Source organism: Anoxybacillus sp. CHMUD, from assembly GCF_013096965.1.
Lineage (GTDB): Bacteria > Bacillota > Bacilli > Bacillales > Anoxybacillaceae > Anoxybacillus > Anoxybacillus kestanbolensis_A.
Map to the genome: position 1 here is coordinate 17,780 of NZ_SDLG01000004.1, position 22,924 is coordinate 40,703.

23 protein-coding genes, 1 other RNA gene and 1 riboswitch are annotated in these 22,924 nt (G+C 39.5%); of the genes, 4 read left to right on the forward strand and 20 right to left on the reverse strand.

Annotation, left to right across the window (positions count from 1 at the left end; genetic code table 11):
• Nucleotides 1–6: 6 nt before the first annotated feature.
• The gene (locus ETB99_RS03745) at nucleotides 7–480 is read left to right on the forward strand and encodes a cytochrome c oxidase subunit II (RefSeq protein ID WP_006318623.1); all 474 of its coding nucleotides are present in this window, start codon (nucleotides 7–9) and stop codon (nucleotides 478–480) included.
• Nucleotides 477–2,126, forward strand: a complete 1,650-nt coding sequence (locus ETB99_RS03750) for a b(o/a)3-type cytochrome-c oxidase subunit 1 (protein ID WP_171699929.1) — start codon at nucleotides 477–479, stop codon at nucleotides 2,124–2,126. Before ETB99_RS03745 ends, ETB99_RS03750 begins: the two co-directional genes overlap by 4 nt.
• A 26-nt stretch (nucleotides 2,127–2,152) precedes the next feature.
• Here ETB99_RS03750 and ETB99_RS03755 read toward each other — a convergent pair whose 3' ends face one another.
• The 7 genes from ETB99_RS03755 to ETB99_RS03785 all read right to left on the reverse strand — a co-directional run bounded on the left by ETB99_RS03755 (nucleotide 2,153) and on the right by ETB99_RS03785 (nucleotide 9,816).
• Nucleotides 2,153–3,667, reverse strand: a complete 1,515-nt coding sequence (locus ETB99_RS03755) for a carboxypeptidase M32 (protein WP_171699930.1) — start codon at nucleotides 3,665–3,667, stop codon at nucleotides 2,153–2,155.
• A 55-nt stretch (nucleotides 3,668–3,722) separates the two neighbouring features.
• Nucleotides 3,723–5,651 carry an ATP-dependent DNA helicase gene (locus ETB99_RS03760; protein ID WP_077428430.1) on the reverse strand — a complete coding sequence of 643 codons (1,929 nt, stop codon included), beginning with the start codon at nucleotides 5,649–5,651 and terminating at the stop codon, nucleotides 3,723–3,725.
• Nucleotides 5,652–5,766: 115 nt separating this feature from the next.
• Nucleotides 5,767–6,900: a THUMP domain-containing class I SAM-dependent RNA methyltransferase gene (locus ETB99_RS03765; protein ID WP_077428431.1), complete on the reverse strand. Its 1,134-nt coding sequence runs from the start codon at nucleotides 6,898–6,900 to the stop codon at nucleotides 5,767–5,769.
• 6 nt (nucleotides 6,901–6,906) lie between these two features.
• Entirely contained in the window at nucleotides 6,907–8,640 is a 1,734-nt protein-coding gene (locus tag ETB99_RS03770) for a putative bifunctional diguanylate cyclase/phosphodiesterase (RefSeq protein WP_171699931.1), read from the reverse strand.
• A 61-nt stretch (nucleotides 8,641–8,701) separates the two neighbouring features.
• Nucleotides 8,702–9,094, reverse strand: an RNA gene (rnpB, locus tag ETB99_RS03775) — RNase P RNA component class B.
• A 67-nt stretch (nucleotides 9,095–9,161) separates the two neighbouring features.
• Nucleotides 9,162–9,458 carry a cell division regulator GpsB gene (gene gpsB / locus ETB99_RS03780; RefSeq protein WP_004890279.1) on the reverse strand — a complete coding sequence of 99 codons (297 nt, stop codon included), beginning with the start codon at nucleotides 9,456–9,458 and terminating at the stop codon, nucleotides 9,162–9,164.
• Nucleotides 9,459–9,582: 124 nt separating this feature from the next.
• Nucleotides 9,583–9,816 (reverse strand): CotD family spore coat protein, encoded by a 234-nt coding sequence (locus tag ETB99_RS03785; protein WP_009361305.1) that lies wholly within the window; start codon nucleotides 9,814–9,816, stop codon nucleotides 9,583–9,585.
• 371 nt (nucleotides 9,817–10,187) lie between these two features.
• Here ETB99_RS03785 and ETB99_RS03790 point away from each other — a divergent pair, with 371 nt between their 5' ends.
• A complete protein-coding gene (locus tag ETB99_RS03790; RefSeq protein ID WP_077428930.1) occupies nucleotides 10,188–11,555 on the forward strand; it encodes a globin-coupled sensor protein in 1,368 nt (455 codons plus the stop codon).
• A 115-nt stretch (nucleotides 11,556–11,670) separates the two neighbouring features.
• On the opposite strand, the gene ETB99_RS14925 is transcribed toward ETB99_RS03790, so the two are convergent.
• From ETB99_RS14925 to thiM, 5 genes are all read right to left on the reverse strand, one after another.
• Entirely contained in the window at nucleotides 11,671–11,934 is a 264-nt protein-coding gene (locus tag ETB99_RS14925; RefSeq protein WP_253263534.1) for a SpoIIE family protein phosphatase, read from the reverse strand.
• Nucleotides 11,935–11,976: 42 nt separating this feature from the next.
• Complete coding sequence (locus ETB99_RS14930) at nucleotides 11,977–12,456, reverse strand: response regulator (RefSeq protein ID WP_253263535.1); 480 nt, start codon at nucleotides 12,454–12,456, stop codon at nucleotides 11,977–11,979.
• 96 nt (nucleotides 12,457–12,552) lie between these two features.
• Nucleotides 12,553–13,359 (reverse strand): enoyl-CoA hydratase, encoded by an 807-nt coding sequence (locus tag ETB99_RS03800; protein WP_077428437.1) that lies wholly within the window; start codon nucleotides 13,357–13,359, stop codon nucleotides 12,553–12,555.
• Between the two features lie 42 nt (nucleotides 13,360–13,401).
• On the reverse strand, nucleotides 13,402–14,055 hold the full coding sequence (gene thiE / locus ETB99_RS03805) for a thiamine phosphate synthase (protein ID WP_129000308.1): 654 nt from the start codon (nucleotides 14,053–14,055) through the stop codon (nucleotides 13,402–13,404).
• On the reverse strand, nucleotides 14,056–14,850 hold the full coding sequence (gene thiM / locus ETB99_RS03810; RefSeq protein ID WP_129000309.1) for a hydroxyethylthiazole kinase: 795 nt from the start codon (nucleotides 14,848–14,850) through the stop codon (nucleotides 14,056–14,058).
• Between the two features lie 55 nt (nucleotides 14,851–14,905).
• Nucleotides 14,906–15,021: riboswitch (TPP riboswitch) on the reverse strand.
• Between the two features lie 163 nt (nucleotides 15,022–15,184).
• On the opposite strand from thiM, the gene hcp reads away from it, so the two are divergent.
• The gene (gene hcp, locus ETB99_RS03815) at nucleotides 15,185–16,474 is read left to right on the forward strand and encodes a hydroxylamine reductase (protein ID WP_171699932.1); all 1,290 of its coding nucleotides are present in this window, start codon (nucleotides 15,185–15,187) and stop codon (nucleotides 16,472–16,474) included.
• 30 nt (nucleotides 16,475–16,504) lie between these two features.
• Here hcp and ETB99_RS03820 read toward each other — a convergent pair whose 3' ends face one another.
• From ETB99_RS03820 to ETB99_RS03850, 8 genes are all read right to left on the reverse strand, one after another.
• Nucleotides 16,505–17,032 (reverse strand): thermonuclease family protein, encoded by a 528-nt coding sequence (locus ETB99_RS03820; RefSeq protein ID WP_171699933.1) that lies wholly within the window; start codon nucleotides 17,030–17,032, stop codon nucleotides 16,505–16,507.
• On the reverse strand, nucleotides 17,029–17,655 hold the full coding sequence (locus ETB99_RS03825; RefSeq protein ID WP_129000311.1) for a histidine phosphatase family protein: 627 nt from the start codon (nucleotides 17,653–17,655) through the stop codon (nucleotides 17,029–17,031). The genes ETB99_RS03820 and ETB99_RS03825 overlap by 4 nt, the downstream gene beginning before the upstream one ends.
• Nucleotides 17,656–17,704: 49 nt before the next feature.
• On the reverse strand, nucleotides 17,705–18,406 hold the full coding sequence (locus ETB99_RS03830) for an ABC transporter ATP-binding protein (RefSeq protein ID WP_064220765.1): 702 nt from the start codon (nucleotides 18,404–18,406) through the stop codon (nucleotides 17,705–17,707).
• Nucleotides 18,399–19,076: an ABC transporter permease gene (locus ETB99_RS03835; protein ID WP_253263536.1), complete on the reverse strand. Its 678-nt coding sequence runs from the start codon at nucleotides 19,074–19,076 to the stop codon at nucleotides 18,399–18,401. Before ETB99_RS03835 ends, ETB99_RS03830 begins: the two co-directional genes overlap by 8 nt.
• Nucleotides 19,077–19,133: 57 nt before the next feature.
• Nucleotides 19,134–19,580 (reverse strand): nitrous oxide reductase accessory protein NosL, encoded by a 447-nt coding sequence (locus tag ETB99_RS03840; RefSeq protein WP_004890257.1) that lies wholly within the window; start codon nucleotides 19,578–19,580, stop codon nucleotides 19,134–19,136.
• Nucleotides 19,564–20,271 (reverse strand): right-handed parallel beta-helix repeat-containing protein, encoded by a 708-nt coding sequence (locus ETB99_RS14935; protein ID WP_253263537.1) that lies wholly within the window; start codon nucleotides 20,269–20,271, stop codon nucleotides 19,564–19,566. The genes ETB99_RS03840 and ETB99_RS14935 overlap by 17 nt, the downstream gene beginning before the upstream one ends.
• Nucleotides 20,272–20,278: 7 nt before the next feature.
• Entirely contained in the window at nucleotides 20,279–20,896 is a 618-nt protein-coding gene (locus tag ETB99_RS14940) for a right-handed parallel beta-helix repeat-containing protein (protein ID WP_253263538.1), read from the reverse strand.
• Nucleotides 20,897–20,994: 98 nt separating this feature from the next.
• Complete coding sequence (locus ETB99_RS03850) at nucleotides 20,995–22,911, reverse strand: sensor domain-containing protein (RefSeq protein WP_253263539.1); 1,917 nt, start codon at nucleotides 22,909–22,911, stop codon at nucleotides 20,995–20,997.
• Between the last annotated feature and the right edge of the window lie 13 nt (nucleotides 22,912–22,924).

Genomic DNA, 22,924 nt, shown 5'->3' on the forward strand with positions numbered 1-22,924 from the left:
GACGTTATGCACATGCATAAATATGAAAAAATTTGGCTGTTTTTCGGCATCGGTTCATTATTCGTATTTTTAGCTGTCTTAGGAGTTGGTGCATTCGCACAAGGAACACAGCCGCCAAGCTGTTTAACAACGATCGATCCGGAAAAAGTCGATCAAACACCACCATTTGATAAACCTGGTCTTGTTAAAACTGGAGACAATGAATATCAACTCAATATCGTTGCTTCTGCATTTGCGTACACGCCAAATCAAGTCGAAATTCCAAAAGGAGCAAAAGTAACGATCAACGTAGCAACGAAAGATGTCATTCACGGATTTGAAATGGCCGGAACAAACGTAAATATGATGGTTGAACCTGGTTATGTAAGCAGCTATACACAAACATTCGATAAAGTCGGTGAATATGTCATTTTATGTAACGAATATTGCGGTGCCGGTCACCACTTAATGACAGCGAAAGTGAAGGTGGTTGAACAATGATGAACGAAACTTGGAAAGTAGATGCACGTGATGGCAAATTAGCCATGGCTCATATTTATGTCGCCTTCGTTGCTCTGGCGTTAGGAGGACTCGCTGGTCTATTACAGGTGCTTGTACGCTCTGGAAAATTCGAATTGCCAGCAGGCATTAGCTATTATACAATTTTAACAACGCATGGCGTATTGCTTGGACTCGTTTTAACTACATTTTTCATTATCGGTTTTCAATTTGCAGCTGTAAGTCGGACGGCTGGAACGCTTTCTGATCGCGCACGCTTTTGGGGATGGGTCGGTTTTTGGCTCATGACAATTGGTACAGCCATTACTGCCTTTTACATTTTAATTGGCGAAGCTTCTGTTTTATATACATTCTATGCACCACTACAAGCACACGCAGGTTTTTATATTGGTTTAACACTTGTTGTTGTCGGGAGCTGGGTGAGTGGATTTGCGATGTTCGCTCATTATGCAAAATGGAAAAAAGCTCATCCTGGTCAAGTAAGTCCGTTACTTACGTTCATGTCTGTTGTTAACATGGTGTTATGGCTCGTTTGCTCGCTAGGTGTTGCAGCAACTGTATTATTCCAACTTATTCCTTGGTCATTAGGTTATGTCGATCGTATTAACGTACTTGTGAGTCGAACATTATTCTGGTATTTCGGTCACCCACTCGTATATTTCTGGTTATTGCCTGCATATATGATTTGGTATGCGATTATCCCAAAAATTATTGGCGGAAAAATGTTTTCTGACTCACTTGCTCGCATGTCGTTCATTTTATTCTTAATTTTCTCGATTCCTGTCGGTTTCCACCATCAACTCGTGGAACCTGGAATCGATCCAGCTTGGAAATACTTACAAGTTATCTTAACGTTTATGGTCGTTATTCCATCACTCATGACCGCGTTTTCGATGTTTGCAACATTTGAAATGTATGGGCGCTCAAAAGGAGCGACAGGATTATTCGGATGGTTACGAAAATTACCATGGGGTGATGCCCGCTTCTTTGCACCATTTATCGGTATGTTGTTCTTTATCCCTGCCGGTGCTGGTGGTCTTATAAACGCATCACACCAATTAAACCAAGTCGTTCATAACACAATTTGGGTAACTGGTCACTTCCATTTAACGTTAGCTACAACAGTTGTGTTGACATTTTTTGGCGCAGCATATTGGCTCATCCCGCACTTAACGGGACGTGTCATGACAAAAGCGATGAACCGTTTGGCGATCATTCAAACGATCGTTTGGTCGATTGGTATGATTTTCATGTCTAGTGCAATGCACTTTGCAGGGTTGCTTGGCGCTCCTCGCCGTTCAGCATTTTCAACATACGGAGATGCACCACAAGCGCTAGAGTGGATTCCTTACCAAATCGCTCAAGCAGTTGGAGGAACAATCTTATTCATCGGTATTATTCTTGTGCTCATTATCGTTACAAACTTAGCATTTTTCGCTCCAAAAGGCGAGACAGAGTTTCCAGTTGCTGAAGTTGCTGAACAGGCTGAGCGTACACCACTCGTATTTGAAAACTGGAAATTATGGATCGGCATTGCTGTTGTACTCATTTTAATTGCATATACTGTTCCATTTATCGATATGATCCAAAATGCACCTCCTGGCTCAAAAGGATTTAAACTTTGGTAAAAAAAACCGGGCGTTTGCCCGGTTTTTTATAATCGATAAATATGTTTATATTTGTCTTCCAAATAGCGAATCAAGTAAGTTGGATTTAACCCCTCTCCAGTTACTTCGTACAAAATCTCAAGCGGCTTTTTCGTCTTTCCATATTGGTGAATATGGTTTGTAAGCCACTCTCGAATACGCCCGAATTCCCCGTTTTCAATCAACTGATCAACATTTGTCAACTCTTTCTCCATTGCATATTTAAACTGGGCGGCATACATATATCCGAGGGCGTATGACGGAAAATAACCAAAACTTCCCCCAGCCCAATGAACATCTTGAAGAATCCCTTCTGCATCACGTTTTGGACGAACACCTAAATACGCCTCATATTTTTCATTCCAAATATGTGGTAAATCTCTTACTTCAATTGCGTCATCAAACAACGCTTTTTCCATTTCATATCGAATGATAATATGTAATGGATACGTCAACTCATCCGCTTCAATGCGAATAAGAGACGGTTTGGACTCATTAATTGCGCGATAAAAATCATCCAATGAAACGTCAACAAAATGCGGAGCATATTGTTGTAGCAAGCTATAATATCGCTTCCAAAACGAATAATGACGAGCAATAAAATTTTCATAAAACAGCGACTGCGACTCATGAATGCCCATCGACGTACCATCGTAAAGCGGTGTACCTGCCCATTCTTTAGAGATGTTCTGTTCATAAAGAGCGTGGCCGCATTCATGAATTGTACCAAATACTGCTGTTCGAAAATCGTTTTCGTCATATTTTGTTGTAATTCGGACATCCCCTTCATTTAACGTTATCGCAAAAGGATGTACAGTTTCATCAAGTCGTCCTGCATCAAAATCGTAGCCTAATTCTTTTAAGAGGACTAAACTAAACGCTCGTTGCTTTTCTTTCGGAAATGACTGAAATAAAAAATTCGTTTCCGGCTTGTGTCGCGACTCGTTAATTTGTTGAACGAGCGGAACAATATGATTGCGTAATTTTGAAAACACATCATCTAACAAGTCGACAGTCACACCAGGTTCGTATAAATCTAATAACGTATTATATGGGTGTCCATTTGTCCCCCAATATGTGACAAAGCGTTTCGTGAAATCAACAAGTTGCTTTAAGTATGGTTCAAAAAGCGAAAAGTCAGATTTCGCTTTCGCTTCTTCCCACACACTCTCTGCTTTCGATTGTAAAATGACATATTGTTTGTATTCATCAGCAGGAATTTTTTTGTTGCGTTCGTACTCTTTTTGGCATTCTGCTAACGTATAACGAGTGACCGACGATACTTGTTCTTGTACAGACTTCGCTGAAAGTTCCGCAATATATGCGGCCATTTGCTCGGACGTTGACATATGAAACACATCTTGTGATAACATCCCGATCACTTCCGAACGTTGGTCAATCCCTTTCTTCGGCGCCCCTGTACGTAAGTCCCAATACATAAGCGAAATCGCTTCTTTATATGCCATTATTTTTTTGACATATTGCAAAAACTGTTTTTCAATTTCTTGAATATTTTTTTTCATCTTCTCCCCTCCATTCCATTGTATTTGTTATTCTACAATACTTACAATTATTCCTTTATTTTTGATGTACGTCTGTCGGCAGTACACGCTTTATTGTTTCAATCACTTGCATAGGTTCATCGTCTGTCACAAAAATACATACAATTCCCCGATCATCTCGTTGGCGAATAAGTCGGCCTACCCCTTGTCGTAATCGTAAAATCATATACGGAACGTCCACTTCCCAAAATGGATTGTCTGTTTGTTTTCGTTTCGCTTGAAAAACAGGGTCATTTGGCGGATAAGGGAGCGCCCAAATGATGACGTTGCTTAGTGACGGACCAGGAATGTCTAATCCTTCCCATAAATGTTGGGCACATAAAATTGTTTCTTCTTCATTTTGAAAACGGGAAACAAGTTCGCTAATTTCTTGATCCCCTTCAAATAAAAAGGTGAATCCTTCTTCTTGCTGAGCACGAGCTTTAAATTCATTTAATTGTTCACGCGTTGGAAACAACACAAGTGCACGCCCGTTTGTTTCCCGAATTTTTTCGATAGCGTATGCGTATTTCTTTTCAAATATGCGTTCGTTATTTTCAAATATCGGCATGTAAATTGTCATTTGTTCCTCATAATCAAATGGAGAATCAACATGAAATGATAAATACTCATCAATACCTAGACTCTTTGCCATATAATCAAATGATTTTTCATTCGATAATGTAGCAGATGAAAAAATAAATGGAATATGTTTAGAAAAAACTTTTTCGCGCAACACTTCTTGTACTGTTCTCGGCATAATAACAAGCGTGTTGCCATCGAGCGACGATTCAAGCCATGTAATCGCATCTCGATTATGAATGAATAAATATAGTGAATGGTGAATTTGATCTAAGTATTCATCAACAACTTTCAATTGATAATGGTCGATCGTATACGTCTCACTCTCAAATACGAGCTCGTCTCCAATTTGTTCAACTTTTGTTCGTAACGTTTGTGCTAGTTGTAAAAGAGACGGAGTGAACGTTAATTCTTGACGATTGGATCCTGGTACCGCTTTAGCATGATTCATCAATTCATCAAAAAATCGTGTACTAAGTTCTAATGTATCTTCGATTAAATAAGCTAATTGTTCGCGAATATCATTTTCTAATAAACGAGAAAGCAACGTTTCTAACGTCGTCTCTTTCATACGGTATGTTAACGCTTTTTGAGCAGCAAATTCTAATAAATGTCCTTCATCAAAAATGACACAGCTCGCTTCAGGTAAAAGTGGTAACTGCCCTTCACGTTTCCGTGCTTCATACGTCCAAATATGTTCCATATAAAAATCGTGAGAACAAATAATTAAATCCGTCGCTTTGCGATAATAATCGCGCGATAACGTTTGCCCACAACGATGACGTTTTTCACACGCTAAACAGTCTTGAAACGGATCCCAAGCAATTTTTGACCATTGCTCATCGCTTAAGTGAGCGTAATCTTTTCGATCGCCATAATGGTAAAACGTTTGGAGCGGAGCATGGTCATGAACAAATGAAGGCAATTCGTCAAAAATTTGTTCATATAATTCCTCTTCTTCCGTCATCAATATATCGTCTAATTTGTTTAAACATAAATATTGATCGGGCGACTTCGCTAGGCGAACGTCGATGTTTATGTTTAAAACGCGTGAAATTTTAGCAATATCTCCTTCTTTTTTTACAAGCTGTTCAATTAATGTTTCATCTGCACATGCAATGATGGCAGGTTTTCCGATATATCGTGCATAGCAAATGGCGTAAAGTAAATATACAATCGTTTTTCCTGTTCCTACTCCGGCTTCAGCAAACATCACTTTTTTCTCTTTAAACGCTCGCTCAAGTTGAAATGCCATAAAAATTTGCTCATCACGTAATTCAAAACCTGCTTCTGGTAAAATATCGTAAAATACGTCCCCGATCCATTCATTTAATTTATCAAAAAAATTTTCATTTTTACTTAATGCAAACGGATATTTGCTCATACTTTTTTAGTCCCTCCATCAATTTAAACGAAGTACACAAACATTAATTATCGTTCAAAAAAGGAAAGAAGTCAATGAAGTTGAAAAGAAAAAGCTGCCAACAAGACAGCTTTTTCTAATAACGTGGTGGACGAGGTCCCCAAAATTGATAATATTGTGTTTCAATGAAACCGTTAAATAGTTTTCGACGTTTTGTCGCTTGCTTCCCGTACAATTGCTCAAAATGGCGGTGAGAGGTCAATATATAAATCGACCACGTATCGAGTGCAGCGAATGTTTTTCCCATTTCCCGATATAACTGTTCTACTTCTTCCTTTTCTCCTAATCGTTCACTATAAGGAGGATTGCCGACGATGACGCCATATTCCTCTTTCGTTCGAAAATCTTTCATTTGCATTTGTTTAAATGTAATTAAATCTGCTAATCCTGCTTCTTGTGCGTTTGTTTTCGCGATGTCGACCATGCGGTGATCAATATCAAATCCGACAATATGTAGCGGTTGATCATAGCGTGCTAAATCTTCCGCTTCTTCCCGCGCTTCATCCCATAAATGAGGCGGAATCCAACTCCATTGTTCAGATACAAAATCGCGGTTAAATCCTGGTGCGATATTTTGACCAATCAGTGCCGCTTCAATCGCAATCGTTCCCGACCCACAAAACGGATCAACGAATGGACGATCTGGTGTCCAATTCGTCAACCGAACAAGCGCTGCCGCTAATGTTTCTTTTAATGGTGCTTCTCCTTGTTTTACGCGATATCCTCTTTTATGCAACCCTGCCCCGCTCGTATCGATCGTTAATGTAGCAACATCTTTATGGAGAGCAACTTCAATACGAAACAACGCACCCGTTTCTTCAAACCAAGAAACACCGTAATGTTGCTTTAAATGTTCTACAATCGCCTTTTTTACAATCGCTTGGCAATCGGATACACTAAACAATGTTGATTTGACTGATTTTCCTACAACAGGGAATTGGGCATCAACCGGCAAAAACTGTGCCCATGGGAGCGCTTTTGTTTGTTCAAATAACTCATCGAACGTCGTTGCGCGAAATTCCCCTACTTTTACCTTTACACGGTCAGCTGTGCGAAGCCATAAATTTGTGCGACAAATCGCTCGCTCGTCCGCCACAAACATCACTTTTCCATTGTCCACTTGACAATCATACCCGAGCGCACGCACTTCATCTGCAACGATCGACTCAAGCCCCATTGCTGCAGTAGCAATTAATGTGATCTGTCCCATATTCATTCACCTTTCATTGATGTATTCGTCCCATTCTTGAACAAATTGTTGTACCTCGTCGATTGGCATCGGTTTAGCAATGTAATATCCTTGTGCCATATCACATTGTTGTTTATTTAAAAATTCATATTGTTGCTCTGTTTCGACCCCTTCGGCCACGACAGATAAATGCAAATGATGCGCCATCATAATAATTGTTGAGACGATCGTCGCATCATCGCTATATAAAGAGAGGCGACGAATGAACGATTGATCAATTTTTAAAATATCGATTGGGAAACGATGCAAATAACTTAATGAAGAAAAACCTGTCCCAAAGTCATCAATAGCTAGTTTAAAACCACACTGTTTTAACTGTACAAGTTTTTGAACAGATTCCTCTGCATTTGGCATAATCGTACTTTCCGTCAGTTCTAATTTAAAAAAGCGCGGATGTACATCATGTTTTTTGACGATCGTCGATAATTGCTGAACGAAATCATCTTGTTGAAAATGAACAGCAGAAATGTTTATTCCGATTTTTACGTGGGGAGCGAATTGATGAATCGCCTTCGTATGTACACATGCTTGTTCGAATAGCCACTTCGTCATCGGAACAATCAGTCCTGTTTCTTCTGCCAATGGAATAAATTGCGCAGGAGAAACGAACCCGATATTCGGTTGTTTCCAACGCATTAACGCCTCTAATGCTTCAATTTTTTTCGTTTTCATATTGACAATCGGTTGATAGCAAACAAATAATTCATTTCGTTCAATCGCTTTTCGCAAATAATTTTCTAACGTCACTACTTCGCTTTGATAGTCTAATTTAGCCGTATATAGTTCAAAACGATTTCTTCCGCTTTCTTTCGCTTTTTGCATAGCGCGATCGGCACGACGTAATAACGTTTCCCCATCATCTCCGTCGTTCGGATACATGCTTATCCCAATGCTTGCCGAGATGTATATATCTTTGTTATGTAATAGAAAAGGAGCTTGTAATGATTCAATCATTTGTTCTGCTATGCTAACAGCTTCTTGAACGTCTTTTAGTTTAGGTAAAATAACAACAAATTCATCTCCACCAATGCGAGCTAACGTATCTTTCGTGCGCAGTCGCTTTTTTAGACGATTGGCCACTTTTTTTAACAATATGTCTCCACTATAATGACCGAGTTCGTCATTAATATATTTAAATCGATCTAAGTCAAGAAATAAAATCGCTAGCTGTTGATTGTAATGGCGTGCCATATCAAGCAAATGTTGTAGACGTTTCGTAAATAATTGTCGATTTGGAACGTTGGTCAACAAATCGTAGTTCGATAATCGAGCAAGTTGCTCCATCGTTCGCTTATGTTGTGTGACATCTGAAAAAATGGCTACATAATGCGTTGGTCTTCCTGCGGCATCATAAATAGCTTTAATTGTTAGCCACTCGACGAACAACTCACCATTTTTTCGTTTATTCCAAATTTCCCCCTTCCAAACGCCATGATCACGTATCGTTTCCCACATGTTTTCATAAAATTTGCGATCGTGTAGTCCAGAACGAAGAATATTCGGTTTTTTACCGAGCACTTCTTCTTGCGTATAACCCGTCACCGTTTCAAAAGCTGGGTTAGCTAACAAAATATGCCCTTCACTATCCGTCACAATCATTCCTTCGTCCGCTTCTTGAATAATCGTATGGGCAATAGATAAAAATGTATGTGTTTCAAACAAAGATGACAATTTTTTGTTCACCACAAACTCTCCCCTCATATTCCCCCAAAAAACAAAAACTCTCCTGATGTTGTGCAGGAGAGTGGTGCCATGAACCATGTTCTGTAAGCCATGTTCTGTTCCGTCGTACTGCAAACGGCTTGCGCCTCGTACTTCGGTGGTAATCATCTATCTACAGGCTGTACGCCTGTCCTTCTCTCCGTTCATTTCCTTTGAGAAGGTGCCCCTACCATCATTTGGGTTTCTCGCTCGTGGGGTTTACCGCGTTCCACTCTTGCCGTTTCCAGCAAGACTACGTCACTGTGGCACTTTAAAGGTAGTCGAGCCATATCCGTTGAAGGACGTAGGCTCTTTCCCTGCCGTCAGCCCAGCGCATCGCCAGACTGCCCTAGCTTATGAATTCGCTAGGCACGAACACTACGGGCATCTCAGCACCGTGCGAGCATGGACTTTCCTCTACGATGCATACACATCGCAGCGATTACCCGAACATGATTCATGTAAGCATATGCTAGTATATCCGAAACGATAAGCCAAATCAATAGAAAAGGTTGGAATATTTATTCGTAAAGTTTGTTTCCGAAAACATGTTTTTCTAAATTGGAAAGACGTTGTAAAATATCGAAGTTCGTCGTTCCTGTTTGAGATGGCTGACGTTTTTGTGCCTCCTGCAATTGGCTTTTCAATTTTGCATTTTCTTGTTGCAATTGTTCAATCATTTGATGAAATGTTTCATAGTCTTTAATGACTAAATCAAGAAAGCGATCAACTTCATCTTGATTGTATCCGCGCATACTTATTTTAAACTCTTTTTCAAGAATGTCTTTTGCTGTTAAGTTGATGCGGTCCGACAGCACGTTTGCTCACCTCAATTATCCATGTCTACACCTATTCTTTCAAAAAAAGCAGTCGTTGTCAATTTTTCATTTTCACAAACTTCGTCTTTTTTTCGACAAAAAACCGAAGGCGAATTGCCTTCGGTTAAAATGGACGTGGAAACGGACCAGGTCCTGGACAAACAACATGTTGATGGGATACATCGTTTACAACAGATTGCGTATGCGGAAAATAATGTTGATGTTGAAATACATGATGGTTCACATACGTCGTATGTGACGGATGAATGTGCGGCACAATCGTTGTTTGCATTTGATGTTGTGTACAACATTTTGTTGGGTGAACGATTGGCGGCATCATATTTGGACGACAATGCATATTTCATACCCCTTTCGTATTAAAGTTTGTTACACTTCTAGCGTATGTGCAAAGGGGTATACATGTACTAATGGAAATACCTATTTTACATGAACGTATAAATGTTATGTTTCATATTCGCAAAAATGATAACTGTAGCTCCTACTAGCACAAAAAATAAATATAAAATTTTTTTACTCATCGCTTCTCTCTCCGCTATTCTTATTGTTCACAAATAAACATTTTACTTCGTTCTTCTTTGTTCGACAAGTAGGGAAAACTTTGTCATTTTTTGCGCTTCCCTCGGAAATAACATAAAAATTTTCCTTCTTCTTTTTGCCGTACATGATATAACATTTTAGGGGATTTTTATGAAAACTGGAGGGGAAACGATGTCAAAATGTCCATTTCACACTCTTTTTAATGAACGTGGAGCCATTCAGCTGTTCCGCAAAAAACATCAAAAAGAAAATGAAGATATGAATGTTCGTCCTTCTACATCTTCACACGTTGCAACGTATTATCGACAACTCCTTTCAAGCGATCGTAAACAGCAAGTTTCTTTCGTTGGATTAACAGAGGAAGATGTACAACGACTTGCTTCGATTCGCCCGCTTTTTACAAAACATGTCGAACGAATCGTCAATGCGTTTTACGATCAAGTTGGGCAAATGCCTCATTTAAGACGCATTATTGATAATCATTCAACGATTGATCGCTTAAAACAAACGTTGCGCGCGTATTTAATGGATATGGTATCGGGTGAAATTGGTGAGCAATATATTATTCGTCGCAAAGTGATCGGCAATGTTCATAACCGAATCGGTTTGTTTCCAGAATGGTACTTAGGTGCTTACACAATCATTCAAAACGAAGTGCTTCGTATATTGATGGAAGAATTACCTCCAATAGAAGCGACAAACATATATTGTTCGTTTGCTAAGCTTTGTTCTTTCGATATGCAAATCGCAATCGAAACGTATATTGAGTCGTATACATCGTCCATGATGAAGTTAAACGAAATTGCAGAGTTGCAGCATCGTTTAACAGAATCATCGACAACGCTTGCTTCAAGCGCAGAAGAAACGACTGCTTCTATTTTTGAAGTACAAAAAAATGTGCAAGGAATGTTGGACGAAGTAGCAAGCATTCAACGCCAATCCGTTCAAATGAGCGAACGCGTCGAAAAAGGAAAAGAAGATGTAAAACAAACGTTAACGAAATTAGATAGTGTCGCTACATTAATCGAAGGAACAAAGTCGCTTACAAACGAACTGACAGATAGCTCGCGAAAAATCGGAGAAATCGTCAATGCGATTCGCAGCATTTCCAATCAAACGAACATTTTATCGTTAAATGCCAACATTGAAGCGGCGCGTGCGGGTGAACACGGAAAAGGATTTGCGGTCGTTGCGAATGAGGTGCGAAAGCTTGCAACGCAGACGGAACAATCGCTTGACTACATTCAAAATCACATTGATATTGTGCAACAAACGATTCGTAAATTTGAGCAGGCGTTTCAACAAATTGTCGAGGAAACGCGAGCATTCCGACAAGCAAACGAAAGCATTATTCACATCTTTGACCAATCTGTTACTGATGTAAAGTCAACAAGTAAAAAAATTGACCAATTTACTTCAGTCATCGAACAGTTTCACCAAATGTTTGATGAAATTTCATCTGCTGCCTCACAAATTGCTGAAATGGCCGAACAGTTAAACGATTTAAATCAAGAGTTAACGGAAAAGTTTAATTCGTAAATGTTAAAATGAGTATAGAAATGACAGGTGTTTCTGCACCGATTAAACACATATTATCTATTTGTTAACTCGATCAAATTGTAAACATCAAATAAGCGATCTGTTAACAGATCGCTTATTTGATATGAATAGAGACGAACGTCATGTCGTCATCTCTTTTGCCATGTTGCGTTTGTTTTTCCATATTCTCTACCATATGTTCAAACGACTTCTCTACCATATGTTCAAACGATGGAGCGGTACGCATCGTATGCATAAGCTTATTGGAACAATCTTCGCCTAAAACTTCTATGAGTCCATCTGATAAATGCGGGCGAACTTGTTGCCAAAAATATAAGTCGCCAGATAGTTGCGTTGAAGGAATATACGTTCCAATCAAATGGATATGTTCATTATTCAGCGGTTCAGGAAGTAAACCTTCTTAAACGAGCCGAGCTAAGTGTAAGTCTTCGTTCATCTTTTTTTGCATCGTCCACATATGCCGATAACTTTCCATATATGCTTCATTTGTTCGTTTTAGTTGGTCCATCGTTTCTTTTTGGCGATACGCCAATTGAACACGTGCAACGAGTTCGACCATTGTAAACGGCTTGCGAATGTAATCAAACGCTCCCGCCGCAAACGCTTCCTCTAATTTCTGTTCATCATCGTAACCGGTGACCATTAATACGGGAATATGTTGTAATTGCTCGTGTTGCTTGAATCGTCGGCACCACTCAATCCCATCTGTTTCTGGCATACAAATGTCCATTAAAATGACATCGACTTGTTGAGATAAAATATAGGCATATGCCTTATCCGCATCTTCAAATAAATGAATAGAAATGCCTTCGATATGTTCAAGCATCGCTTCCATCATTTCTAATGTCGGCATATAGTCATCAATAATTACTACTTCCATCTTCAGCCGTCCTTTTCGTTATATTGTTGTATATTTCATTTATACACGTTGCAAACCCGAAAAAGATAGCTTAAAGATGAAAGTTTTGCAAATTTTTTATTTTCCGCTAAAATGCGGACGTCGCTTCTCTAAAAAGGCGCGAATCCCTTCTTCGTGGTCTTTTGTTTTGCGCATTTCCGCTTGATACGCTGTCTCCATTTGCAACGTGTTCAACAACTGTTGTTCGCTTAAACGAGCATATAACTGCTTCGTCGCAATCATCGCACGAATCGGTTTTGCTAGCCATTCATTCACTTTGTGCTGAATCGCTTGTTCATCACCGATTTCATCAACGAGTCCCACTTCATATGCCTCTTGTGCACTCATTATTTTTCCTTCCCATATGATTTGTTTTGATTTGACATCTCCAATTTTTCGATTTAAAAAGAAATGTCCCCCACCATCTGGAACTAAACCAATGCCAATGAAATTCATTGCAACGCGCGCTTGTTTATTTGCGATTACATGATCGCAAGCAAGGGCTAAACTAAATCCTAATCCTGCAGCAGCACCATGTATGTAGCTAATCGTTAGTTTCGGCAATTGATGCAATGTCATCGCTATTTGTTTAATCGTTTCCATCACTTCAATGAATGAATGTTCATTCGTTGATTGCAACATCGTCTTAATGTCGCCCCCTGCGCTAAATCCTTTGCCACGACCACGAATGATGACGATATCCGCTTCACTTGCTTCAACTTCTTTTAACGCTTGTAACAACTCTGTTAACATTTGTTCATGTAAAGCATTTAGCGCATTCGGACGATTCAATTCAATGGTTGCGACGCGATTTTCGTATGATAGTACGATATGTTCCATCTTCTCCATCCCCTCTTTCGTTTGTTCGCTATTTTCTTTCGACATATATGAATAAAATCCTGCACAGAACAAAACAAAAAGACGACATCATCTGTCGCCTTTTTGTTTTGCACGCATGACAATCTCATATAGTCGTTTTGTTTGTTCGTAAATATGTTCAGCACGGCAAATGGCCGAAATGACAGCAATTCCGTCTGCACCCGCTTCGATCACTTGTTTGGCTGTTTGTTCTGTAATTCCACCGATCGCAACGAGTGGAACACGTTTTTCATGGGCACGAATATGTTCAATCATCGTCAGTCCACATGCTTGCTTTGCATCTTCTTTTGAAACAGTTGGGAAAATCGGGCCTAATCCAACATAATCGGCGCAAGCAGCAAGCGCTTTTTTTACTTCATTTAAGTTGTGAACAGATACGCCTAAATATTTATCTCCTATGCGATCGCGAACGCGTTCAGCTACTTCGTCTTCTTGACCGACATGAACGCCATCTGCCTGTAAAGCGAGGGCCAAATCGACATCGTCATTCACGATAAAAGGAATATTATACATTCGGCATCGTTCAAGTAATTTCTCGGCTAAGCGGTATTTTTCAATCCCCGTAAGCGCCCCCTTTCCTTTTTCGCGAAACTGAAACATTGTAATACCGCCTTTAATTGCTTCATCAAGCACAGCGAGCGGATCTTTCGTACAATCGATACTCCCCATAACGAAATACAACGATAGCTTCTGCTTCATCATTTATTCCCCTTGAATACGCGCGTATTGATCAACTTCTTCTGCACTCGTTTCATGTAAAGCATTTAAAAAAGAAAGTTGAAAAGAACCAGGTGCTTTTGCTTGTTTGGCTGCTTTTTCAGCCGCCACACCGTAATAAGCGAGGGCAGCAACTGATGACATCATCATATCGTCTCCTATACCCGCAAATGCACCTAATACCGAACTTAACAAACAACCTGTCCCTGTTACTTTCGTTAACATCGCATCACCATTTGAGACGATTACAATACGTTCTCCATCGGTTACTACATCATCTTTCCCTGTGACAACAACTACAGAGCGAAACATGAGTGCTGCTTTTTTCGCTACATCCACGAGGTCACCTTGAACGTCTCCTGCATCGACTCCTTTTGTACGTACTTGTTCACCCGCAATGCTCGCAATTTCCGATGCGTTCCCACGTAAAATCGAAATGTTTACTTCACGTAATATACGTCTGGCTGTTTCGGTGCGGTACGCTGTCGCACCAGCTCCAACAGGATCGAAAATGACAGGAATGTTTGCCTCATTTGCTGCTTTTCCGGCAATTAACATCGCCTCTACGTCTGTTTCGTTTAGCGTGCCAATGTTTAACACTAAAGCACGAGCTAACCGAACCATATCCGCTACTTCTTCTTTTGCATACGCCATAACAGGAGATGCGCCTACAGCAAGCAAACCATTCGCAACAAAATTGGTCACCACAACATTTGTCATATTATGTACGAGTGGTGACTCCTTCCTAACACGCGTTAACCATTGTCCTACATTCATCATTCATTCCCCCTAAAAAAATAAAAACTAGTCGGACAGAGTCGACTAGTTTGCGTACTGAAAACATAGCCTACTTCCCTCCGCTGGTACAAACCAGATCAGGTTCAAAGGGTTGGAAAACTGATTGCGCGTTTTCCTCTCAGCCATCGCCATCCGGCACCCCTAGTAGTTTGATTGATTCAATTTTCTTTCATTTTAATACATTTTTTCTCTTGATTCAATATGGATTATTGTCAAATTTCGTTCACATTTTTGTATGAAAGTGTGATATGTATCACTTACGACGTACATATTTTCTCCTATTGTTAAAGTGTCAATAAGAAAAGGAGGGGTCATAATGTTTTGTCATCAATGTGAACAAACACCAACAGGGGGATGTACTGTTGTTGGAGTTTGCGGGAAAGATGAAACAATTGCAAGTTTGCAAGATACGATCGTATTTGCATTAAAAGGAATTGCAGCATATCGCACGCATGCCCATCAACTTGGGTATACCGATCCGTTCGTTGATACAACGACACATGAAGCGTTATATATGACGTTAACAAACTCTAACTTTAACGTACAAGAACATATAGACATGGCGATGAAAGTCGGAAGAGCAGCCATTCGCGTAATGGAACTACTCGATCGAGCACATACAGAACGACTTGGCATTCCTCAACCTGTTCGTGTAACGCAAAATAGAATTGAAGGAAAATGTATTCTCGTTACAGGACATAACTTATTTGCCCTTGAACAACTATTAAAACAAACAGAAGGAAAAGGAATTAACATTTACACACATTCCGAAATGCTTCCAGCACATGGTTACCCACAATTAAAAAAATATAAACATCTGAAAGGAAATGTCGGAAAAGCATGGTACGATCAACGTCGCCTATTTGAAAAATTCCCTGGTGCTATTTTAGCGACAACAAACTGTGTCATGCCGATAAAAGGTTCATATGCTGATCGCATGTTTTCATATGATGTAGCCGGATTAGAACATGTGCAAAAAATCGAAAACGATGATTTCACGCCGTTAATTGAGAAAGCGCTACAACTTCCAGAAGCAAACATTGAATCGGATGAAACGTTAGTGACTGGTTTCCATCACGAAACTGTAATTCAAATTGTACCAGAAATTATTCAAGCTGTAAAAGAAGGAAAAATTGAACGCTTTTTCGTTATCGCAGGTTGCGACGCTCCTGGAAAAGGCGGTGAATATTATCGCACGTTAGCTACATCGTTACCGAAAAACACTGTCATTTTAACGACATCCTGTGGGAAATTCCGCTTTAACGATGTCGACTACGGGGTTGTTCCTGGCACGAACATTCCACGATATATTGATTTAGGGCAATGCAACAACTCGATTTCGACTGTCAAAATTGCAATGGCGCTTGCGGAAGCATTCGGCTGTGAGGTCAATGAGTTACCGGTCAGCATCGTTCTTTCATGGTTTGAACAAAAAGCAGTTGCAATCTTACTCGGATTGTTTAGTTTAGGCATTCAAGACATTCGAATTGGACCAAAAGCACCGCACTTTATTTCTGAAGGTGTGCTACACGTATTGCAAGACATGTTCGGTCTCAAGCTCATCGGTAATGTAGAAGAAGATATGCAAGCGATGCTCGCACATTAAAAGGGCTGTTTCATCCAGCCCTTTTCACGTTTACGAAGCTTTATTTAACCATACACTCATATTAAATCCTTCTTCTGTCACGTATCCATCGACACTCCATATTCGTTTTTTTGCTTTTTTCGCTTTTTCTTGTACTTTATACAATTTTTTTGCATATTTTGTGTCCGGTTCAAATACGTAAGCAACACGCGCAAACCCTTCTTGTACAATTTTTTCTTGGTATAAAGTTCCATCCTCTAACCATATGTACGCAAGCAATCGACCATAACGATCGTACGGTTGTTCTTTTGCGCTTAGTTCAACTGTCACTTTTTTGTGAAGCAAAACGTCTTTAGCGAATTGTTTTGCCTCTTCGCCATACGCCTGTTTTTCGCGATACGTTTCGGGGGTATCGATATTTAGTAGACGAACCGTTACGATTTCGCCATCTTTTTTTATTTTTACTGTATCCCCATCAACAACATATTCTACTGTCGTAACAAATGTTTTCTCTTTATTTTGCGATGTACAACCGACAATAAAGACAATTGCCGTAAAAAACATAATCCATTTTCTCATAAATGTGTCAGCCCACTTTCAAGATGTGAAATGTCTGATTCACATTCCATATCCCACTTTTCCCCGTCAAACGATACGATCGTCACACTCGTACCGTATACACGGCTATTTTTCCACAACTCCGCAAGCGTTTGTTGTTTCCAATATACAAGAAGCGTGCGAATCACCATGCCATGTGTAACGATAAGAATATGACCTTCTGAATGATTTTCAGCTATATGTTGGATCGTGGCAACAGCTCGACGTTGAACATCAAAAAACGTCTCGCCAATAATCGGCTTGTATGCATCTGGGTTATGATAAAAATGATAATGATTTTGCTCGTCGGATTGCGCAATTTCTGCAATCGTTTTCCCTTCCCAATCACCTAAGTAAATCTCACGTAGCCGTTCATCAAAATATATTGGCACATGACGTTGCCCTAAAACAATTTGTGCTGTTTCTTTCGTACGATCACTTGGACTACAATACGCAGCAGTAAACGGGACTGTACGAAACCGATCGTGTAAAAGTGCTGCCTGTTTTTTTCCCTTTTCAGTTAAAGGCGAGTCTTTCCATCCTTGCATGCGCTGTTGTGCATTCCACTCTGTTTCAGCATGACGAATGACGTATAATTTTAACACTTTACCTCCCCCTTCGAATGAAAAAAGCAAGCAATATTTGCTTACTTTTTCAGTATGACATATGTTGTGAAATTTGTGCAAAAAATATAGACTCTAACGATTTTCCATCTTGACAAAGCGCGGAAACCGAATCGTATATAAGCATTTGTCCTTGATGAATAAATACGACAGTATCTGCAATTTCCTCAACTATTGACAGCATATGTGTCGAAAAAATAATAGCTTTTCCCTTTTCCTTTTCCAAACGAATAAGTCGTTTAAATTCCCATACCCAATACGGATCTAAACCGTTTGTTGGTTCATCTAAAATAAGCAATGCGGCATCCGCTAAGAGCGCTTGCGCAAAAGCGAGCCGCTGTTGCATGCCTTTTGAATACATCCTTACTTGCTTATGTTGATCATTCGTCAGTCCGACAACATCTAAACATTGTTTCACCCGCTCGTCTGTTGCTCCTTGCCATTGTCCGAATAAAGATAACACTTCATAACCTGTTAAAAGCGGGGGAAATTGAAGATGATCCGGCATAAACGAAAACCATTGCTTGTCGTTGTTTTGAATTGGTTGTTCGTTTACATATATGTCTCCTTTCGTCGGTGGGAGCTGTCCGATTAGCATTTTAATAATCGTGCTTTTTCCTGCACCGTTACCGCCGCATAACGCTAAACATTGTCCTTCTTGAACAGAAAAAGAAATGTTTTCTACTTTATTTTGTTCGTTATATATTTTCGTCAATTGTCTCACTTCAAGCATAACGTTTCCCTCGTTTCATCCATACGTTTACTAAAAACAACGGCACAATGATCCATATGCATGCGATTGCAATAAAGGTAAGCTGGCCACTTGCACTCTCTGCCCATTTTGACCATTCATATAATTGCGGACCAAATAGTGCGCTACTTTTCAGAGCAGCCACGGTCCAAACACGCACGAGTTCAACCGGATTCAATATGATAGATAAAGCAAATAAAAAAATGGTCCATTGCTTTGGAACAACTGATAATAAAAATAATACGATAAATTCATAAAATAAAACGGAAAACGCCCAAATAAATAAACTAATGCCGAGGGCTTGTAAACGATTAGAGGCAACAAGTCCAACGAATAAAGCAATCGCTAAAAAAATACTTGTTAATACAATGGTGAATACAAATGAAAGGAAAACAAACGTCGACCACGTCCCTCCTGTTGCAAAAAGAGCGATACTTGCACTTCCATACCCGAGCGCAACAACTGTCCATAATGATATGCAGCTCCCCACATATAAACCAAGCGTTAAAGAGTGAGTGGAAACCGGATATGTTAATATAAGCGATAATCGGCCGTCTTCCTTTTCCCCCGCAATAAACAAACTACCTGCTAATAAAGCAACGAGTGGGACAAGCAAAAGGAGTTGATGATAAAACGGCAAACAAAACGGCAAAAGTGATAAGCCATTTGCTACGAATCATCATCATCCATTGGTACTTTATCGCTGTATTCATTGTTCAAATCCCCACCGATGTTTTTTTAATTGCTCATACGTCCATAACTCTCCATTTCCTTCTTGTTCCATGTATACTTTGGCATGTTTTTCGTTTGCAAATGAAACGACTCCATAATTCATCGGCGTCCAATAATTTGGATTGTATACAAAAACAGCGTGCTCAAGCTCAATCCACTCCCCGTTTGTTACATCGCGAACGTATTTCTTTGCAATGTCCTCTTTGCTTTTATTCATCCACTCGATCATGCACCCAATATCATCAAACTTATGCACCGTTCCATCTTTTAAAATTATTTCTGTAGCATATGGTTCTGCTGTTATACTCATATTACAAACTACACATACATCAATATCTGGATTAATTTCTTCAGGCTCGTACGTTTTCGCTCCACTACATGCGACGAGAAAACATACAAAGAAAAGGCTAGCAATTTTTTTCATATGTCATTCTCCTTCCATATCCAATCATAAGCAAGCTGCTTACAAATAAAATGCTTCCAAACAGCAACAGTTTCCACGATCTTTCGATTGTTTCGTTTTTATTGCGATCGACTTCTATAAGTGGAAAGCGGTCTTCCCCTTGCGCCTGTGCTTGCGTAAAAAATGACTCCGTTGTATCAAGAAGTGATAACGCCGGACTTTGAAAATAAAATTGCACACTTGGCCATTTCCGCAGCAGTCGACTATACATAGAACGAATGCGATGTGGGGTATCACCGACTCCATCATCATTGAAATCATAAAACTGATAAGCATCCCAATAATTCCCTTTTATTCCGTCATCAAATGTAATGGGCGCTCCTTGGATAAGTGCATCTTCCATATTTCCTAAAAATTTATTTTTCACAACAATGATGTTGGGATTTTCATATAAGCTGTGCAATGCACGATAGTTACCGATAAATTCATTATCTTTTACATGACAATGACGTGCGTTTTGTAACGATAAAGCTGTGCTATTATAACGGAAGGTGTTGTTGTGCATCACTACATGTTCACTATCGTAAATGAGCGCTCCGTATCCACGATAATCTAATTGTTTAGCAATCGTATTATATCCAATCGTAAACTGCTTGGACATCATCATCATCATTCCATTAATATTTTCTGCGAGCACATTTTCTTTTGCCATCCCGTCTTCAGCATACATGAAATGAATGGCATAGCGTGCATTCGTTACTTCGTTTTTTTTCGATCATTGTATGTTTAGCCCAATCTAAATAAATGCCATCTTGCACACGTGAAATATGATTTTCTCGCACAACAACCCCGCTTGTCTTCAATAGGTGAATACCGTTTCCTCGTTGAGCGAAATGAATATCTCGTCCACGAATGACATTGTTTAAAAGGTTGATATTTGTTCCTTTTTCTACATAAACACCGTAATGTACATGTTCTATACGTACGTGTTTTAACGTAACATGTGAACTTTTTTGAATGAGCACACCAGCTCCTTTTCCATATGCGCTGTTGCGAATCGTTAATCCTTCGACATGAACGCGAGGAGCACGAATTGTCACAACATATTCGCTTCCTTCCCCATCAACTACCGCTCCGGGTTCAGCAATGAGATGAATCGGCTTATGAATGATGATCGGACCTTTGTATATCCCTTTTTTCACGATTAACACGTCGCCAGCATGTGCTTCATCAATAGCTTGTTGCAGTTGTTTATGTGCTTCAATCTTTTCTCCATATACCGTTTTTGTAAACAAAAGTGTAACGATCGGTATGAGCAAAAAAAATAAGCTACGCATGTCCACTCCGTCCTCATGTTTGTCATTTATATATCCACATTAATGTAAATTTGTGAAGAAAAAAGAAAATATATGTGAACAAAACGTGAAAAGAGACGCTAATGTAGCGCCTCTTTCGATTGATTATGTTGTTCAAGCCATTGAAGTAACTTTTCTGCTTCTAACGATTGACTAAAGTAAAACCCTTGGGCAAAATCACAATCCATCTTCTGTAATAAAGAGACTTGATCGTCGCGTTCTACCCCTTCAGCGAGCACTTGTAAATCTAAACTTTTAGCGAGATGAATAATTGTATCGACGATCGTTGCATCTTTCGAATTGTCGGTAATATCGCGAATAAATGAACGATCGATTTTTAATAACGAAACAGGCAAATTGCGAATATAAGCAAGCGATGAAAAGCCGGTACCAAAATCGTCAATCGCAACTTGAATGCCGATCTGTTTTAACTCTGTTAAAATATGTTTTCCTGTTTCGATGTTTTCCATTAATCCGCTTTCCGTTATTTCTAAAATTAAATAGTTAGGTGGAAACTGTGTTTCTTGCAAAATATTTTTCACATGCATCACAAATTCTTTTCGATTGAGTAAAAATGGTGATAAGTTTACTGCGAGCTTTAATGTCGGAAAATGAGTTTTCCATTGTTTTACCTGTTGGCACGCTTCTTTTAACACCCATGTTGTAATTTCAAAAATGAAGCCGTTTTTCTCAGCAATTGGGATAAACTCTAATGGCGAGATCACTCCGAGCGTCGGGTGTGTCCAACGCATGAGCGCCTCGACCCCCATAATTGATTTATTATCTAACGACACTTTCGGTTGATAACATAAATAAAACTGATTGTTCAATAACGCAAGCGGTAACTCTTGTTCAATCATCGTTTTTCGATTTTGTTGAGGGTGATAAAAGTGATACCCTTTCCCACGTTCCTTCGCATAGCAAAGCGCTTGGTCGGCTTGTTTCAGCAACGTGTCTAAATCCGTACCATCTTGCGGAGAGAACGTCACCCCAATAGAAAGACCTGATTGGATGACATGCTCTTTATATCGAAATGGCTCTACAAACGATTGAAGCAAATGGTCCATGCGCGCAACCATCGTCTCTTTGTTGACATCATGTAACACAATGACAAACTCATCGCCACCGATACGAGCAAAAAAGTCTTCTTGTTGCAAATGTTGCTGAATGCGACGAACCGCCTCTTGTAAAAAAAAGTCCCCTGCTTGATATGAAAAATGATCGTTAATCCACTTAATTTTGTCAAAATCAATGTAGCATAATGCAAATGGACGCATTTTTTGAATCATGTGTTGCACATACGTTTCAAAATAAAAGCGGTTTGGAATATTAGTTAGCGAATCGAAATGTTTTAATTTGATCAGTTCTTCCTCACAACATTTCCATTTTGTAATATCTTTTGCCACAACAATCACGTGTTCTATCTCATTTTTTTCATTTAGTAACGGCTGAGCATGCATATCAATCCATATGAAATGCCCTTTGTGTGTTCGCCAACGACATTCAACAGTTGTTTCTTTCTCTTTTGTCGCGTAAATCGTATGTAATTTTTCCATCAAAAGCGGGATGTCATCATGATGAACGAAAGAAAACAACTCATGGTTACACACTTCTTCTGCGCATTTTAGCACGTGTTGAGCGCTTGGTGAAACGTATGTAATTTCACCTTCTGATGATAAAATAAATGTAAATTCAGACGCCATTGAAGCCATAGAAGAAGTGAGACGCATATCAATAAACGGTGCGTCACGATACGTCACAACGATGGCTTGTAGCATACCTGTTTTGTTACATAGAGCGGTGGCTTGAACATATATATTTTTACGCTCATCTTCCTTCAAAATATCATACGAAACGATGCGACCATGTTGTGCATCATGAATCAACTTTTTTAACAGCTCTCGATTCACACGAAGATGATAAAAATGGCGAAAAAAATGTTCATCCGCTCCTAAAATTTTTCCGTTCGGGTCCATAACAGCGATTGCTTGCATCATTTTATTCAACCTC

What these genes read in the sequence shown, in the direction of transcription:
- thiM (WP_129000309.1), bottom strand. Translation starts at nt 14,850, where the DNA reads ATGATGAATGTAGGACAATGGTTAACGCGTGTTAGGAAGGAGTCACCA.
- ETB99_RS14940 (WP_253263538.1), bottom strand. Translation starts at nt 20,896, where the DNA reads ATGCGTAGCTTATTTTTTTTGCTCATACCGATCGTTACACTTTTGTTT.
- ETB99_RS03820 (WP_171699933.1), bottom strand. Translation starts at nt 17,032, where the DNA reads ATGAGAAAATGGATTATGTTTTTTACGGCAATTGTCTTTATTGTCGGT.
- ETB99_RS03765 (WP_077428431.1), bottom strand. Translation starts at nt 6,900, where the DNA reads ATGGGACAGATCACATTAATTGCTACTGCAGCAATGGGGCTTGAGTCG.
- thiE (WP_129000308.1), bottom strand. Translation starts at nt 14,055, where the DNA reads ATGATGAAGCAGAAGCTATCGTTGTATTTCGTTATGGGGAGTATCGAT.
- ETB99_RS03745 (WP_006318623.1), top strand. Translation starts at nt 7, where the DNA reads ATGCACATGCATAAATATGAAAAAATTTGGCTGTTTTTCGGCATCGGT.
- hcp (WP_171699932.1), top strand. Translation starts at nt 15,185, where the DNA reads ATGTTTTGTCATCAATGTGAACAAACACCAACAGGGGGATGTACTGTT.
- ETB99_RS03750 (WP_171699929.1), top strand. Translation starts at nt 477, where the DNA reads ATGATGAACGAAACTTGGAAAGTAGATGCACGTGATGGCAAATTAGCC.
- ETB99_RS03785 (WP_009361305.1), bottom strand. Translation starts at nt 9,816, where the DNA reads ATGCATTGTCGTCCAAATATGATGCCGCCAATCGTTCACCCAACAAAA.
- ETB99_RS14930 (WP_253263535.1), bottom strand. Translation starts at nt 12,456, where the DNA reads ATGGAAGTAGTAATTATTGATGACTATATGCCGACATTAGAAATGATG.
- ETB99_RS03770 (WP_171699931.1), bottom strand. Translation starts at nt 8,640, where the DNA reads ATGAGGGGAGAGTTTGTGGTGAACAAAAAATTGTCATCTTTGTTTGAA.
- ETB99_RS03850 (WP_253263539.1), bottom strand. Translation starts at nt 22,911, where the DNA reads ATGATGCAAGCAATCGCTGTTATGGACCCGAACGGAAAAATTTTAGGA.
- ETB99_RS03840 (WP_004890257.1), bottom strand. Translation starts at nt 19,580, where the DNA reads ATGAAAAAAATTGCTAGCCTTTTCTTTGTATGTTTTCTCGTCGCATGT.
- ETB99_RS03800 (WP_077428437.1), bottom strand. Translation starts at nt 13,359, where the DNA reads ATGTCGAAAGAAAATAGCGAACAAACGAAAGAGGGGATGGAGAAGATG.
- ETB99_RS03830 (WP_064220765.1), bottom strand. Translation starts at nt 18,406, where the DNA reads ATGCTTGAAGTGAGACAATTGACGAAAATATATAACGAACAAAATAAA.
- ETB99_RS03790 (WP_077428930.1), top strand. Translation starts at nt 10,188, where the DNA reads ATGTCAAAATGTCCATTTCACACTCTTTTTAATGAACGTGGAGCCATT.
- ETB99_RS03760 (WP_077428430.1), bottom strand. Translation starts at nt 5,651, where the DNA reads ATGAGCAAATATCCGTTTGCATTAAGTAAAAATGAAAATTTTTTTGAT.
- ETB99_RS03755 (WP_171699930.1), bottom strand. Translation starts at nt 3,667, where the DNA reads ATGAAAAAAAATATTCAAGAAATTGAAAAACAGTTTTTGCAATATGTC.
- ETB99_RS14935 (WP_253263537.1), bottom strand. Translation starts at nt 20,271, where the DNA reads ATGGCAAAAGAAAATGTGCTCGCAGAAAATATTAATGGAATGATGATG.